Annotated in this window: 13 protein-coding genes and 1 riboswitch; of the genes, 4 read left to right on the forward strand and 9 right to left on the reverse strand. The window is 53.7% G+C overall.

Annotated elements, in window-relative coordinates:
• Window positions 1-103: 103 nt before the first annotated feature.
• Window positions 104-1,417 carry a nucleobase:cation symporter-2 family protein gene (locus tag K1558_RS09975; protein WP_238651406.1) on the reverse strand — a complete coding sequence of 438 codons (1,314 nt, stop codon included), beginning with the start codon at window positions 1,415-1,417 and terminating at the stop codon, window positions 104-106.
• Window positions 1,411-2,016: a xanthine phosphoribosyltransferase gene (locus tag K1558_RS09980; RefSeq protein ID WP_238651407.1), complete on the reverse strand. Its 606-nt coding sequence runs from the start codon at window positions 2,014-2,016 to the stop codon at window positions 1,411-1,413. The genes K1558_RS09975 and K1558_RS09980 overlap by 7 nt, the downstream gene beginning before the upstream one ends.
• A gap of 170 nt (window positions 2,017-2,186) precedes the next feature.
• Window positions 2,187-2,290: riboswitch (purine riboswitch) on the reverse strand.
• 256 nt (window positions 2,291-2,546) lie between these two features.
• Here K1558_RS09980 and K1558_RS09985 point away from each other — a divergent pair.
• The 4 genes from K1558_RS09985 (at window position 2,547) to K1558_RS10000 (ending at window position 8,503) form a co-directional block, all read left to right on the forward strand.
• Complete coding sequence (locus K1558_RS09985) at window positions 2,547-6,062, forward strand: response regulator (RefSeq protein WP_238651408.1); 3,516 nt, start codon at window positions 2,547-2,549, stop codon at window positions 6,060-6,062.
• An 8-nt stretch (window positions 6,063-6,070) separates the two neighbouring features.
• On the forward strand, window positions 6,071-7,246 hold the full coding sequence (locus K1558_RS09990; protein ID WP_238651409.1) for an ATP-binding response regulator: 1,176 nt from the start codon (window positions 6,071-6,073) through the stop codon (window positions 7,244-7,246).
• Window positions 7,247-7,584: 338 nt separating this feature from the next.
• On the forward strand, window positions 7,585-8,037 hold the full coding sequence (locus K1558_RS09995; RefSeq protein WP_238651410.1) for a helix-turn-helix transcriptional regulator: 453 nt from the start codon (window positions 7,585-7,587) through the stop codon (window positions 8,035-8,037).
• A 79-nt stretch (window positions 8,038-8,116) separates the two neighbouring features.
• Window positions 8,117-8,503, forward strand: coding sequence for a VOC family protein (locus K1558_RS10000; RefSeq protein ID WP_238651411.1), 387 nt, complete (start codon window positions 8,117-8,119; stop codon window positions 8,501-8,503).
• Between the two features lie 12 nt (window positions 8,504-8,515).
• Here K1558_RS10000 and K1558_RS10005 read toward each other — a convergent pair whose 3' ends face one another.
• From K1558_RS10005 to K1558_RS10035, 7 genes are all read right to left on the reverse strand, one after another.
• A complete protein-coding gene (locus K1558_RS10005; protein WP_238651412.1) occupies window positions 8,516-9,541 on the reverse strand; it encodes a hypothetical protein in 1,026 nt (341 codons plus the stop codon).
• Between the two features lie 16 nt (window positions 9,542-9,557).
• Window positions 9,558-10,628, reverse strand: coding sequence for a hypothetical protein (locus K1558_RS10010; protein ID WP_238651413.1), 1,071 nt, complete (start codon window positions 10,626-10,628; stop codon window positions 9,558-9,560).
• A gap of 59 nt (window positions 10,629-10,687) precedes the next feature.
• Window positions 10,688-11,722, reverse strand: a complete 1,035-nt coding sequence (locus K1558_RS10015) for a hypothetical protein (RefSeq protein ID WP_238651414.1) — start codon at window positions 11,720-11,722, stop codon at window positions 10,688-10,690.
• Window positions 11,697-12,284 carry an RNA polymerase sigma factor gene (locus K1558_RS10020; RefSeq protein WP_238651415.1) on the reverse strand — a complete coding sequence of 196 codons (588 nt, stop codon included), beginning with the start codon at window positions 12,282-12,284 and terminating at the stop codon, window positions 11,697-11,699. Before K1558_RS10020 ends, K1558_RS10015 begins: the two co-directional genes overlap by 26 nt.
• A 192-nt stretch (window positions 12,285-12,476) precedes the next feature.
• The gene (locus tag K1558_RS10025; RefSeq protein WP_238651416.1) at window positions 12,477-13,403 is read right to left on the reverse strand and encodes an AEC family transporter; all 927 of its coding nucleotides are present in this window, start codon (window positions 13,401-13,403) and stop codon (window positions 12,477-12,479) included.
• A gap of 143 nt (window positions 13,404-13,546) precedes the next feature.
• Window positions 13,547-14,029 (reverse strand): transcription elongation factor GreA, encoded by a 483-nt coding sequence (gene greA / locus K1558_RS10030; protein WP_238651417.1) that lies wholly within the window; start codon window positions 14,027-14,029, stop codon window positions 13,547-13,549.
• Window positions 14,030-14,065: 36 nt separating this feature from the next.
• The gene (locus K1558_RS10035) at window positions 14,066-15,517 is read right to left on the reverse strand and encodes an MDR family MFS transporter (RefSeq protein WP_238651418.1); all 1,452 of its coding nucleotides are present in this window, start codon (window positions 15,515-15,517) and stop codon (window positions 14,066-14,068) included.
• Between the last annotated feature and the right edge of the window lie 50 nt (window positions 15,518-15,567).

Here is a 15,567-nt window from a genome sequence, read left to right on the forward strand (position 1 = left end):
ATAAATTATACATTAGGAACAGTTTGCTGACGTCAAAAAAAGCCGATTCCTATATTTCGGAATCGGCTGGGCATCTGATTAGATTTTAAGAGCATGGAATATTTTACTTGGCTTCCGGAGCCGCAGCCCCGGCAGTACCAGCGGCAACAGCGGTATGCTCCTGGCTCCTCGTCAGGCAGATATTCAGAATAATCGCGGTCAGCGACCCGGATACGATTCCGTTCTGCAGCAGCATCCGGGCGAATTCCGGCAGCTGGTCGAACATGGACGGAAGCACGGCCGAGCCGAGGCCCACGGCAATACTGCAGGCGGCAATCAGCAGGTTGCCGTCCTTACGCAGGTCCACATCCGCCAGAATCGACATCCCGGAGGCGGCGACGGAGCCGAACATGACAATCATCGCCCCGCCCAACACCGCGTTCGGCACCACGGTAGTCAGTGCGGCCAGCTTGGGCAGCAGCCCGAGCACAACCATAATCCCGCCTGCGGCAAAAATGACATTGCGCGTCTTCACCCGCGTCAGCGACAGCAAGCCGACATTCTGGGAGAAAGCGGTATACGGAAAGGCATTGAACAGGCCGCCGAGCATAATGGCAAGCCCTTCAGAGCGCAGGCCGTTCACGATCTGCTTCTGCTCTACCTTCTGATCTGTCGCTTTGCCTACTGCAAAATAGACGCCTGTCGATTCCACCATGGATACAATATTAACGATAATCATTGTGAAGATGGCTGTAACGCTGAACTGCGGCCAGCCGAAGTAGAACGGCTGGGCAACGCTGACCCAGGAGGCTGTAGTCACCGTAGAGAAATGTACGATGCCCATGAAGTAGCCGATGGCTGTGCCAGCCACGAGGCCGACCAGCACCGAAACGGAGCGCAGGAAGCCGGTGGTCAGCCGGTTCACAGCCAGGATCACCAGCAGTGTGATCAGTGCAAGCAGCAGGTTACGGGGCTGTCCGAAGTCAGCGCTGCCCTGGCCGCCGGCCACATTATTCATTGCGACCGGAATCAGCGAGAGGCCGATAATAGTTACTACCGATCCTGTGACAACGGTCGGGAAGAACTTCAGCAGCTTCCCGTACACCGGCGCGGCCAGCACGACGAACAAGCCGGAGATTATAATCGCACCGTAGGCTGTTGCCAGATTAGAACCTGAAGCAATGGCGATAATCGGGCTGACGGCGGTGAAGGTACAGCCGAGGACCACAGGCAGCCCGCTGCCGAAATACTTGCTGCCCATAACCTGCAGCAGGGTAGCGAGCCCGCATGTGAACAGATCCGCAGCAATCAGGTACGCCATCTGCGCACCGCTTAAGTTCAAAGCCCCTCCAACCACCAGCGGTACGATAACCGCTCCGGCATACATTGCCAGCACATGCTGCAGCCCGAGGGCAAATACCTTCTGCTTGCTTAACATCCTGCACTCTCCTTAGTCCGTTCTTCTTGATCTATGAAATGAATCTCGCCCGGCGACATGGAGGCAATCCGCGCCAGGGAATGTACAGGGATGCCGCGCTGCTCCAGCAGACTGCGCCCTTCCTGGAAGCTTTTCTCAATCACACATCCGACCCCCAGCAGCTCTGCACCGGATTCCGCTACGATATCGCACAGTCCTACAAGCGCAGCTCCGGTAGCCAGGAAGTCATCGACAATCAGTACCTTATCTTCCGGTCCCAAGTACTTCTGCGAGATGCTGATCTTGTAGTCCTCCTGCCGGGTGAACGAATGGACCGCTGCCGAGTACACTTCCTCCGCCAGAGTGACCGCCTTCTTCTTCTTGGCGTAAATAAACGGTACTCCCAGCGCAATTCCCGCCGCCATGGCGAACTGGATGCCGCTCGCCTCCACCGTCAGCACCTTCGTCACCGCCCGGTCCCCGAAGATCCTGGCGAATTCCTGCCCGATCTGCAGCGCCAGCTCCGTATCGACCTGATGGTTCAGAAATGAGTCTACCTTCAGTACGGTGTCTGACAGAATTAACCCCTCTTGCCTGATGCGTTCCTCCAATACCTTCATTACAGCCGTCCTTCCTTCTTGTGAAATCAAAAAAGACAGATCCCTTGAGCGTTTCTCTCAAGTGAATCTGTCCTTCTGGGTTTTTGTCCCTTAGTGGTGTAACACAAATGTATGTGTCCGCATCGCTTGGACCAGTCCTTCTGTGAGCTTCAGCTCAAGAAACGGAACCCTAGATGCGCTATTTCACTCATAGTCGGATAATTACAGTGGTTATCCGGTAGAAACTTATGGGCCATATTCCCAAGATTATATGAGTTAATATAATGCCTGTTTTGAAAACCTTCGTTTATCTTACACGCTCTTTTCATTGCTTACAAGCCAAATTTTAAGGATAAATGCGGCGAATTTCATAATTTTTCATGAACAAGCGGCATTAGGAAACCTTAGCTAGGATATACTGGCATGAGCCCTGGAGCAACTATGTAAATTTAGGATTTCGGGTGTTTTATTGATGTCTTCTATATCACTGAGCCTCTATTAAAAGTATAATCATATAGTTACGTATTCTAACTGAACAAAGGCGGCGAACTATGAGCATAAAACAACAAGTTTGGTTAGCGACATCAGCTTCTATACTGCTGCTCGGCAGTATGATTATTATATCGATTCTTAATATGGAAGGCGGACTGCGGCTTATCACCGCAGGGCTTGGTGCAATCGGCATTCTGGTCGGGGCGGGTCTTATAACCAGCATCCAGCGGAATATAGACCGCGGCCTGAACCGGATTAAGGATATCTCCCGGGATATAGACGCAGGGACGCTTAACCCTGAAACTGCTGCACGCAATGATGAATTCGGACAGCTTGCAGTGTCCTTCTACGGGCTTGCGGCCGATCTTCACCACCGCACGGCCGAAGAACGGGAGCTGCGGCTGAGAGCCGAGGAAGAGGCATGGATTAATACACAGGTATCAGAGATTACACTGCTCCTTCAGGGCTCCGTGCAATTGCAGACAGCCTCACGCCTATTTATCGGCAGACTGGCTTCGGCCGTCGGCGCTAACTATGGAGCTGTATATCTGAAGCAGGACGGGCGGATGCACTTCACGGCAGGTTATGCCTTCGATGAATCTGCGGCAGGGCGCGAGCCGATTGAGCTGGGCAGCGGCCTGGTTGGACAATGCGCGCTGGATGAGCAGCTGCTGGTTCTCCGCCAGCTGCCCGAAGATTATATCAAGGTCCGCTCCGGGCTGGGGGAAGCTTCCCCGTCCACACTGATTCTTGTTCCGCTCAAGCATGAACAGGAGGTTGTGGCCGTCATGGAGCTGGCTGCCCTGAGTCCATTCAGTCCGAAGGAGATGCAGTTAATCGAGCGCACCGGACAGAACATGGGCGTGCTGATCAATACCCTGACCGGTGTAGCCCGGATTGAAGAGCTGCTGAACGAGACCCAGCTCCAGAAGGAAGAGCTGGAGACGCAGACGGAGGAGCTGCAGGCCCAGACCGAGGAGCTGGAAGCCCAGACGGAAGAGCTGCTGGCCCAGACCGAGGAACTGCGCCTCCAGACCGAGCAGTTGCATGACCAGAAGGCCGAGATAGAAGCCCAAGCCGACGAGCTGAAGCAGCAGACAAAGGAGCTGCAGACCTCCAACCTCGAGCTGCAGCAGCAGATGGAGCTGACCGCCCGGCAGACGGCGGAGATCAAGGCTCAGGCCGATGAGATCACGGCGGCTAACCGCGAGATGCAGGTACAGCTGGAGATTACAGAACGGCAAAAGAACGAGATTGCCGAGCAGGCCGAAGAACTCCAGGCCCAGGCGGGCGAGTTGCTGGCGCAGAAGGAGCAGCTGCAGAATCAGACCGAAGAGCTCAAGGCCCAGACCGAGGAGCTGCAGGCTCAGACAGAGGAATTGCAGGACCAGGCCGGTGAGCTGGAGGCCCAGAAGGAAGAGCTGGCTGCTTCCCACATACAACTGCTGTCCCAGATCGAGCTTACTGAGCAGCAGAAGGAAGAGATTCAGGCCCAGGCCCAGGAGATCTTCCTGGCGGCCCAATACAAATCTGAATTTCTCGCCAATGTCTCCCATGAGCTGCGCACCCCGCTGAACAGCCTCCTGATCCTCTCGCAGATTCTTGCCGAGAACAAGGAAGGCAATCTGCAGGCGAAGCAGCTGGAATATGTGCATACCATCTTCTCGGCAGGCAAGGATCTGCTGCAGCTGATTGATGAGATTCTCGATCTGGCTAAGCTGGAGGTCGGCAAGATGACGGCTGTGATTGAGCCGGTCGGGCTGCAGGATCTCAGCAACCATGTCTTCCGCCGGTTCGAGCAGCAGGCCAAGAAGAAGAACCTCCGGTTCGATGTCCATGCGGACAGCCGCCTGCCCGATCATCTGTTGACCGACGGCCACAGGCTGCAGCAGATTCTCAACAACCTGCTGTCTAATGCCATCAAGTTCACACCGGAGCAAGGCTCCGTCTCCCTGTTCATCCGCTTCAGCGGAGAAGAGGCCATCTTCTCCGTCAGCGATACCGGTATCGGGATTGCCGCCTCCAAGCTGGACAGCATCTTCGAGGCCTTCCAGCAGGCGGACGGCACCACCAGCCGCAAGTATGGTGGAACTGGCCTCGGCCTGACGATCTGCCGTGAGCTCGCTGCTCTCCTGGGCGGACGGATTGAGGTCGATTCCGCAGAGGGCAAGGGCAGCACCTTCTCCCTGATTATTCCGGCGGTTGAGCCGGGAGAGGATGCTATCGCCCAGGCAGCTGCCGCATACACAGCGCCGCTGCCTGCCGAGCTGCCGGTGGAGAAGCCGGCCGGCCGGGAGAATCAGCCGTTCCGTGAATCCTTCGTTCCCGATATTTCCATCTCTAATCCGAAGCTGCTGCAATATAAAGAAATGGAAGATGACCGTGATAACCTGCAGACCGGCGACATCACCCTCCTGATCATTGAAGAGGACGCCGAATTCGCCGCCAGACTGCTGGAGCTGGCGCGCAGCCGGGGCTTCAAGACCATCGTCGCCTTCCAGGGTGACCAGGGGCTTGCCCTGGCCCATGCCTATAAGCCCGATGCCATCCTGCTCGACCTGCATCTGCCCGTGCTGGACGGCTGGGCCATCATCAGCCGGCTGAAGAGCCGGCCGGAGCTGCGCCATATTCCGGTGCATGTCATCTCGACCGCCGAGGAGAACCAGCAGAGCTTGTCGATGGGCGCCTTGTCCTTCTGGAAGAAGCCGAATGACTATGCCGAGCTGGAGGCAGCCTTCCTCCAGATTGAGACGTATATCCGCCGCCGGGTGAAGAGCCTCCTGATCGTGGAAGACAACCAGGACCTGCGCCGCAGCCTGGTCGAATTCATCGCCCATCCCGATGTGAACATCATTGCGGTGGGAACCGGAAGAGAGGCGATGGAGCATCTCGCGAGCCATCATTTTGATTGTATGGTGCTCGACCTGGGCCTGTCTGATATTTCCGGCTTCGACCTGCTGGAGCAGATCAAGACCAACCGCAAGCTGCAGACGCTGCCCGTCATCATTTATACCGGCAAGGACCTCAGCAAGACCGACGAGCAGCGGCTTAAGCACTACGCCGAGAGCATTGTGATCAAGAACGTCCGCTCGATGGAACGGCTCTATGACGATACAGCCCTGTACCTCCACCGCAAGCACGCAGACCTGCCTCTTGACAAGCAGCGTCTGATTGAGAATCTCCATAATCCCGAGGCGGCCTTTGCCGGCAAAAGCATTCTGCTCGTGGATGATGATATGCGTAATATTTTTGCGTTATCGAGTGTGCTGGAGGGTTATAATATGGAGATCAGCTTTGCCCAGAACGGCAGAGAGGCTCTGGAGCATCTGGAGACCCACCCGGGCACCGAGCTGATCTTCATGGATATCATGATGCCCGAGATGGACGGCTACGAGACGATGAAGCAGATCCGGCTGCGGCCGGAATATGACCAGATCGTCATTATCGCGCTGACCGCCCGTGCCCTGGAGGAAGACCGGGTCAAATGCCTCGAAGCAGGAGCCAACGATTACATCTCGAAGCCGATTAATACGACGCAGCTGGTAAGAGTGCTGAAATTATGGTTGATTCAATAGGAGGAGTCATGGAGTATCCCATCAATATCTTAGTTGTAGATGACCGGGCAGATGAATTTCTGTCCGTTCAGGCATTGCTGGCCGACTCTCCCTACCGGCTGGTTAACGCACTTTCGGGGATGGATGCCCTCAAATGTCTGCTGGAGCAGGAATTCGCCCTGATTATTATGGATGTGCTAATGCCGGGGATGAACGGGTTCGAGACGGCGAAACGGATCAAGATGCGCCAGAAATCGCGTGACATCCCAATTATTTTCCTGACCTCCCTGACCTCCGAATTAGAAAATTATATGATGGCCTACACCGCCGGGGCGATTGATTATCTGACCAAGCCGTTTCACCCGGTGGTGCTGAAGAGCAAGATTGACGGCTTCGTCCGCCTCTATCAGACCCGCAAGGAGCTGCAGCTGAAGACCCAGGAGCTGGAGACGGCGAACAGCATTCTGACCGAGCTGAAGGAGACTGCCGAGGTGGCGCTGCGCATCAAGACCGGCTTCCTCGCCATGATGAGCCATGAGATCCGTACACCGCTGAACGGGATTATCGCCATGTCCGATGTGCTGCGCTCCTCCGATCTCTCTGCAGACGACCAGGAGATGGCCGAGATCATTCATACCAGCGGCCATGCGCTTGTCTCCGTCATCACCCATATCCTGGACTTCACCAAGATTGAATCCGGCAAAATGGAGCTGGATTTCGAGCTCTTCAACCTCCATTCCTGCATCAAAGAAACGGTCGATCTGTTCAGGGCGCTGGCCAAAGAACGCAGCCTGACCCTGGAGACCGCCATTGACCCTGACATTCCCGCCCTGCTCGTCGGCGACCCTAACCGCCTGCGTCAGGTACTCAATAATCTGATCGGCAATGCCATTAAGTTCACGATCACCGGCGGCGTCAAAGTGAAGGTCCAGCTGAAGCAGGAGTTAGACAAGCTGCTTGAGCTGGAGTTCATTATTGAAGATACCGGCATAGGCATTCCGGCAGACAAAATGAAATATCTGTTCCAGCCCTTCACCCAGATCGGGGCCACCATTAACCGCAAGTTCGGCGGAACCGGGCTGGGCCTGTCCATCTGCAAAATGCTGGTCGACCTCATGGGCGGAACGATCTACGCGAAGCCGGACGTCCCTGACGGGGCAACCTTCATCTTCACCATCCAGGTCGCTGAAGGCCAGCCGGACTGAGCCTTTGCCTCTGCATACAGCAAGCTCCCCCTTCAGACCGTGAAGGAGGAGCTTCTTTATTGTAGAATGGAATAAACCAACTGCAGAAGGGGTTGAACGTTGCCGATGGGAAGCTCTAAATTACCCTTGTTCCAGCAAAATTTCGTTCTGCAGGCACGAAGTAGAACTCATTATTGGGAAGGTGCCGGCCCCCTGTCCATCAAGACATTCCGTAACGGGCGGGCCTACTACAGAACAAACCTCGGCCACTATGCTGTTGAACGAGACGGCTACCTCCTTTTGAACGAAGGGGAGCATTATGCTATAGATATTGAGTCAGAGACAGAGGTCGACTCTTTTTGTGTATTTTTCAAGGCTGGGTATGCTGGCTCGATGAACAGTATCAACAGCTCATGCAGGCCCTGCTTCATGTCCATCAGAACATCCCTCAAGAAATGAATACCGTCCCCGGCACACGCCCGGCCACCAGGGAGGAGCTGTTCCGGCGGTTGACCATAGCTTATGAGTACTTACATGCTTATTACAACCGCAGCGTAACCCTGGAAGAGGTATCAAGAGTCGCTTGCCTCTCCAAAAACCATCTGATCCGCAGCTTCCGTCATTTTTTCAAGAGGACCCCGCACCAGTTCATCATTGAAAAGAGGCTTCTTGAGGCACAGCGTCTTCTTGCGCACACGGACATCAGTATAACCGAGATCAGTCAACGTGTTGGCTTCGAGACCCCCTCTTCGTTCAACAAGCTGTTCAGGCAAAGAACAGGATGCTCGCCCCAGATGTTCAGAAAAAAGTGATTTTGGACAAGCATACCTCATCCGCACATGTTACATTTACTCCGTGGAACATACAACTTTACAAGGGAGCGATCTGCACATGAATTCAGACTTTCAAATTAAAGGCATTGGACAAATATCCATCCGTGTACATGATATGGAGGCTGCGGCCCGATTCTATCAGGAGACTCTGGGTATCAACCTGTTGTTCCAGATCCCGAACATGGCCTTCTTGGAGTGTAACGGTCTGCAAATCGTCCTGAGTGTGGCGGAGGACCCCCGGTTCGATCATCCGAGCTCGGTATTCTATTTCAAAGTTGATGATATTCAGTCAGCGTATGACACGCTAGTCGAGCGTAAGGTACATTTCCTGGATCAGCCGCATATAGTCGCCGAGATGGGCGGAACCGCTACCTGGATGACCTTCTTTCAGGACCCTGACCAGAATGTACATGCCCTGATGAGTGAAGTCCCTGTGTCCGGATAATGATTGATACGTTTAGTTGATCAATAATTTGGGCTCCTCATTCGGTGCTCCTACGATCGTGTTCTCGGTGAAGCTAAGATACTGGCCATACTTCTCTACGATAAAATCGTTAAACGATCCGTCCGTATTCACTGTAGCAGTGACCGTAGGAGCTCCCTTTTTGGTAAACGTCATCTCGTTCTTATCCCACGCATTGGCTCCTCTGGCACCCTTATAGCCTTTCAGATCGAGCTCTATCATGGTCTTCGCATCTTTCATGGCATTCTTCATTAATGCGTCCGGCGTCAATTGCTTGGCCTTGGCAGCCTTTGCATGTTGTTCCAAGCCTGCTTGAAGTATTTGCAGTGTTTGCTCTTCAATAGCGAAGCTCGCATTCACAGCATTTGACTTATACTTGTACCGGTACACCTTCGGTTTGCCCTCACGGATAAACACACGATCCAGCTTAGCCCCCGCCTTGACCTTGCCATTGGTTAGCTTAGATAATACCTGAGCAGACTTCTTCTGCACGCTTGCCGGAGCCGCATCAGGGGCATAGTTTACGCCATATGCCTGCTCGTTCTCCTTCATATACACCTGCTTATTCTGCTTGGCATTCGCTGAGATCGTGCCCACACGGTAGATGGACTCGGAGATATTCACATATTTCGGGCCTTCCCCTGGAAACAAAGCCTTCCATGCACTTTCCAGCTTGGCTTGATACTTGCCGCCGTTCAAATCTTCATAGTTGATATTGATCCCGATATTGTCGGGCTTCCCGTTTTTGTAAGAGATCATATCGTACTTGAAGTTCTCCCGTTTAAAATTCACTACACCCTCCGCCGCCGTTCCCGGAACTAACGTATACGTATTTCCTGTCAGCTCTTTAAGCTTATCCTGTGCCTGCTCCATCAGCTTCTGCTCAGGCTTAATCTCCTGTGAAGAACTCGCATTCACCTTGTTAGACGATGCATTTGCCTGATCGGGTGCCTGGCATCCCAGCAGACCTCCTGATAATAAGGCAATGCCGAGGATCGGGACTATTATTTTGCTGTTCAAGATTATGAGCTCCTTTCTATTCAATTAACAATTTGGGCTCTTCATTTGGCGCGCCTACGATCGTCATTCCGTAATAATCGATGCTCTGATCATACTTATCAACGGTGAAGCTGGTAAACGCTCCGTCCGCCTCATATCTGCCAGTCACTGAAGGCGCACCTTCTTTGGTAAAATTCATGTAATCCGCATCCCAGGTATTGGTTCCTATTGCTCCCTGATAGCCCTTCAGGTCAAGATTCAGCATCGTTTGGGCGTCACTCATAGCGTTCTTCATTAAAGTGTCTACAGTCAGCTTCTTGATCATTGCCTCTTTGGCTTGCTCCCGCTTCTGGAAATCCTCATAGTTGTCTACGCCTTGTCCATCCATTGGATGTACATCCACCTGCAGCAGCTCCAGCGTCTGATCTTCAATCGCGAAGCTGACTTGAACAGCCTGGGAATTATATTTATATTGATACACATCCGGCTTGCCCTCACGGATATACACCCGGTCAAGCTTAGCTCCCGTCTTGATCTTGCCATGGGTAAGCTTGGATACTGCCTGTGCCGCCGTCTTCTCCACGCTTGGCGGGGCCGCCTCAGGAGCATAATTCACCCCATACGCCTGCTTGTTCTCTTCCATGTACACTTGTTTATTCTGCTTGGCATTCGCTGAGATCGTGCCCACACGGTAGATGGACTCTGTGATATTCACATAATGCGGGTCTTCCCCCGGGAACAACGTTTTCCACGCCTCCTCCAGCCGGGCCTGATATTTCCCGCCGTTCAAATCTTCATAGTTGATATTGATCCCGATAGTTTCGGGCTTCCCGTTTGTATAGGAGATCATATCGTACTTGAAGTTCTCCCGTTTAAAACTCACTACATCCTTCATCGCTGTTCCCGGAATTAACGTATACGTATTTCCTGTCAGCTCTTTAAGCTTGTCCTGCGCCCGCTGCATCAGATTTCGCTCCGGTTGTACCGCTTGTGAGACATGCGTTTTCGCGTTGTTAGACGCATCTGCTTGCGCCAGGGTTTGGTAACCCAGCATTCCCCCTGACAGCAGGGTCACTCCGAGAATAGGAAGAATCACTTTTTTGTTCATGGGTAAAAACTCCTTTGTTTGTTAGTTTGTTGTGCGGCGAATCTATGGACAATCAGTGATCACCACCTCCTTTCAATCCCATAGATCGTCCCTTTTGAGGTAAATAGCGCGGTCACGGCCGGAGCACCCGCTTTTGTGAAGATTAAGGTATCAAACCGGAATTCATCTCTGGATACGTTATAATCGGCCAAATCTAACTTCATCCAGGCTTTAGCTTGTTTCACGGCTTCCTTCTGAAGCGTGTCCAGCTTGATGGCTTGTGTGCGCTTAACAAGGTCATCATATTTCTTCTTGTCCTTTAATTTATCCAGATGATCCGACAACGGAAAAGCTAATACCCGTGTGATCTGATTGGTCTCCTGTTGGACATCAATGAGGACAGAACCCTGGTTTGTTTCGTACACGAACTTATACACCGGCTGTTGATCAGGCCTTAAGACCATTTGACTGACTGACCTTGTCCCTTGTTTCAATTCCCCGACTCGATGAAAAGCCTGATCCGCTGCGGCTTTGGCAGCACCTGGAACCTGACTCTCTCCGATGGTCTGTTTCGCATAAGTCCATTGACCCTGGTCGAATTCGGCAGATCTGTTCTCATTTCGCGCTTCGATGTGATAGGTGTCCGCCTTATATTCGTATATAATCACTTCCTCAATTTCTTCTCCCTGGGAAAAAATCTCCGTCCAAGCCTGTTGCAGCTGGCTCTTAAACGCCTGATCCTCAATGTCGTCAAAGCGGATCAGCCCCGTGTGAAAAGACTTGCTCCCGTCCAACCCCCGGGCATAAATAGTCTCCACCTTCTCGTTGGGATTGGTTTTGACTTCACGGGCAAACGGATTGATATATTCAAGCAAGTTAAGCCGTTCTATGGCCTGAGCCATGACAGGAGTCATAAACACACAGAATGCAACCAGTGAGGCTGCCAGTACTCCCGCTCTTCTGGTGAAGACCGGCTTCTGCCGGGGCAGACTCCGGGATTCAAGCTTGGCGGCAATCTGCTCACTCATGCTGTGCTCCGGCGTCTCCGTCTCGCGAATCATTTGCTCCACCTGGTGCAGGCTGACGGGTTTAGATGGATTTGCTGATCGGCGCATTCACGGTCCCTCCTTCCTTAGCTTCCTTCGCCTGCAGTTTTTTACGAAGGCGTTCATACTTTTTGCGCACCGTTGCCGGCTTCATATTGAGCATTTCACTGATCTCGTTGTAGTCATACCGGTGAAGCGCCCGGAGCACGATGATATGCCTCTCCTCAGCAGTCAGTAAGTCCAGATACTCCTTCAGGGTCGTTTGACTGCCGATATGCTCCACCGGGGTCTCCGGCTGATCATATTTATACCGGTCTATGAACCGGAACCACCTTTTTCTGCTGCGGATCTGATTCAGACTGTAATGATAGGCAATTTTGTACAGCCAGGCCGAGAACGTCATAGTTGGACGGTATTTGTGGATCTGCTGATACACTTTAATGAATATTTCCTGCAACGCGTCCTCGGCTTCTTCCTTGCTTCTGAGCATATGGTAGCAATAGATATACATCGGTTTCTCAAACATTCTGATCAGCGTAGTGAAGGCGTCCTTATCGCCAAGCTTGGTTCTTTCCACCAGCAGCTCAATGTCCTCCGCGTTCGATTCATTCTCTCTGTAATGCCTGTCCAACGATCATCCTCCCCTCCTGCCTACACTCATACAACACCAATGCCACTCATTTTGTGACAGCCATCTCAAAAATTCCGTAAAAGAAAATAGCACTCTTCTAAATAAACCTGCTCATGAGTAAATCACGGGAGGTTTATGTAAGAAGGGTGCATACCCTGAGTATTGTGTTTCTTCATCGCCGAACCTGTTCAGCTACCCGCCCACCACTGCGATCAGCACCGGCAGCACCAGGAAGGAAGCCAGCGTCGTCCAGACGATGCAGCGGGAGACCAGTGCAGGCGAGCTGCCGAAGCGTTCGGCCAGCACCACCGAATTGACCGCCACCGGCATCGAGGCTAGAATCAGCAGCACGGAGAAAAGAGTGCCCGAGATGTTCAGCACCGTCAGCACCAGCGCCGCCAGCAGCGGAGCGAGCAGCAGCCGGACGCTGAGTCCCGTCCAGAAGGCCAGCTGCACGTTGCGCTCTACGGGCGCGGAGCGGACCTTCACCATCTGCGCGCCGAGGATCGCCAGCACGACGGGCGAATAGGCCGCAGCGGCCATGGATACGCCCGAAGCCAGCTCATGCGGCAGCTGCAGACCGAGCGCCCGCAGCAGCAGGGCCAGTATGGCTGCGTAGATGGCCGGCAGCGAGAACACCGACTTCACGGCGCTGCGCACCGAGAACTGCGACCGGGCGGCGAAATAGACACCGATGGTATTCACGATCACCATCTGGCCGATGACATAGACCGAGGCCTTGTCCAGGCCGAGCTGGCCGAAGGCCAGCAGCACCAGCGGCAACCCGTAGTTGACGCTGTTCGTGAAGGTGGCGATGAGCGTGAGACCGGCGGCCTCCGGCCCGTCCAGCTTAAGGATTTTACCGATCAGAGTTGCAAGCAGCCATAACAGAAACAGATTCAGCAGCGAGAAGGCGAGCGTCTTATACACATCATCGAAGGAGATCTCTGCCGTAGCCAGCGTATCCAGAATAATAGCGGGGCTGAGAAAATACAGATACAGCGTCAGCAGAGGCTTCGTATCGAGATTCTTAAAGCGTCCCAGCAGCGCACCGGCGCCCACGGGAATGGACAGCGGCACAATGACTTCAACAAGCGTGGTTAATACAGTCTGAATCACAAGCAAACTCCTCTGTTCATTAGATACTCCTACTATAACCCTTCGGGGCGGAAGCGTCTAAGACAGAGAACGAATATCTGTAATAGAAGCTGCCTATCGCCTTGTATAAAAAAAGCCCCCTCGTAAGGGAGCGGGATGCCGCTTTACAGCATTTTGATCTCAAGCAGCTCGTATTTGATGATACCCATCGGGGCATTGACACTGATGATGTCGCCTACCCTCTTGCCGAGCAGCTCTTTGCCGAGCGGACTCTCGTAGGAAATCTTGTTGTCCAGTACATCTGCCTCTGCCGGGCCGACCACTCTATATTCAATCTTCTCTGAGTACTCCACATCATTCAGCGTCACAATGCAGCCCACGCTGACGGTGCTGAGATCCATCGTGCTCTCATCCACAATCTGCGCTTTGGTCAGCATCTTCTCCAGAATCATGATGCGGGTCTCCATGAAGGATTGATCTTCCTTGGCGGAGTGGTATTCGCTGTTCTCCTTAAGGTCGCCGTAGCTGATCGCCAGCTTAAGCCGGGCCGCGAGTTCCTTGCGCCCTACTTCCTTCAGCTCCCTAAGCTCTTCCTCCAGCTTGGCCAAGCCTTCCTTCGTCAAGAATACTTCTTCATTATTGGACATGTCTACAACTCCTAATTGTGCCTGCTTTCTTGTATTCTACCCCATTTCAGGCCGGGTTGTAAAAGATTTGCCCCGCAGAAGGAAGGTCAGCGGAATCGCGAGCAGGCCGATCACTGTAGCCAGCAGGAAAATATCCTGCACGCCCATCGTCATCCCCTGTGCCTTCAGCAGGGAACCTGCGGCAGAAGCTGCCCCGTCCGCCAGTTCCTTCTGGTGGGCAACCGACCGCGAAGCCAGCAGCGAGCTGAATACAGCGATCGACAACGCGCCTGTAGCCTGCCGCACCCAGTTCGTGACGGAGGAGGCGTGGCCTGTGATTGCCCGGGGCACAGCAGACATTCCGGCATTCGTCACCGGCATGAAGGCCAGGGCAATCCCGGCATTGCGCACCGCCATCAGCAGGGCTACACGGGTATGGGTCACCGCCAGTGTGATATGGGCAAGCTCCCAGGTGGACACGCTCAGCAGGACTACACCGGCGAGAATAAGCCAGAACGGGCCCACCCGCGGGTAGAGCCTGCCGACCACCGGCGACATAACGGCCATTACAATCGAGCCGGGCAGCAGCACCAGCGCCGTCATCAGCGGGGTAGACTGCTGAATATCCTGCAGGAACACCGGAATCAGGAAGGTGCCCGAATACAGGGCTATAGTAATGATGCAGTTAATCACCAGGCTGAAGGTGAACCGGTGCTGCTGGAACACCTTCAGATTCAGCAGCGGCTCCCGCAGCGACAGCTCCCTGCGGATGAAGTAGGCCAGGGCCGCTGCTCCAACCAGCAGCAGTGACAGGGTCTTCCACGAGGTCCAGCCCCAGGCATTCCCCTTGCTCCAGGATAGAATCAGGAGAGCGCTGCTCATAATAACCGTCACGAAGCCCGGCAGGTCAAAGCTGCTGCTGCCGGTGCTCTGCCGCTGGTAAGGCAGGCATTTCAGCGCCACGGCGATAGCCGTAAGCCCAATCGGCAGGTTGATGAAGAACAGCGACTGCCAGCCGAAGTATCCGGTCAGCCAGCCGCCGAGCGTCGGCCCGAAGGCCGGGGCCAGCATGGAGGACAGGCTCCACAGGCTCATCGCGAAGGCTTGCTTCTCCTTGGCGATGAACTGGTAGATCATGGTCATCGTCGTCGGGATAATCAGCCCGCCGAACACGCCCTGAATAATGCGGAAGGCAATCAGCGAATGAATGCTCCAAGCCACGGTACACAGTCCCGAGAACAGCGTGAAGCCGGACAGGGCGGCAATATAGAGGTATTTATAGCTCCATTTGTCGCCGAAATAGCCGACTACCGGCGCAACGACGCCAGTCGCCAGCAGGTACCCGGTAATCATCCATTGCACCGTGCCGATGCTGGCATCGAAGTCCTTCAGGAAGACGGGAAACGCTACGTTAATCGTTGTCGTACTGAGAATTGCCATAAAATTGCCGAAAAAGATGGCCAGAATAATAAGCCAAAATGATGTTTTTACTGCGGGTTGATCATTCAAATCTGCTCGCTCCTCTGCACTGCCACCTTGAAAGAAAGATGTACTTTACG

The organism is Paenibacillus piscarius (assembly GCF_022234545.1).
In the GTDB taxonomy this organism is placed as follows: Bacteria; Bacillota; Bacilli; order Paenibacillales; family Paenibacillaceae; genus Paenibacillus_AQ; species Paenibacillus_AQ piscarius.

Coding starts and splice junctions, on each gene's coding strand:
- K1558_RS10010 (WP_238651413.1), bottom strand. CDS start 10,628: ATGAACAAAAAAGTGATTCTTCCTATTCTCGGAGTGACCCTGCTGTCA.
- K1558_RS09985 (WP_238651408.1), top strand. CDS start 2,547: ATGAGCATAAAACAACAAGTTTGGTTAGCGACATCAGCTTCTATACTG.
- K1558_RS09990 (WP_238651409.1), top strand. CDS start 6,071: ATGGAGTATCCCATCAATATCTTAGTTGTAGATGACCGGGCAGATGAA.
- K1558_RS09980 (WP_238651407.1), bottom strand. CDS start 2,016: ATGAAGGTATTGGAGGAACGCATCAGGCAAGAGGGGTTAATTCTGTCA.
- K1558_RS10015 (WP_238651414.1), bottom strand. CDS start 11,722: ATGCGCCGATCAGCAAATCCATCTAAACCCGTCAGCCTGCACCAGGTG.
- K1558_RS09975 (WP_238651406.1), bottom strand. CDS start 1,417: ATGTTAAGCAAGCAGAAGGTATTTGCCCTCGGGCTGCAGCATGTGCTG.
- greA (WP_238651417.1), bottom strand. CDS start 14,029: ATGTCCAATAATGAAGAAGTATTCTTGACGAAGGAAGGCTTGGCCAAG.
- K1558_RS10000 (WP_238651411.1), top strand. CDS start 8,117: ATGAATTCAGACTTTCAAATTAAAGGCATTGGACAAATATCCATCCGT.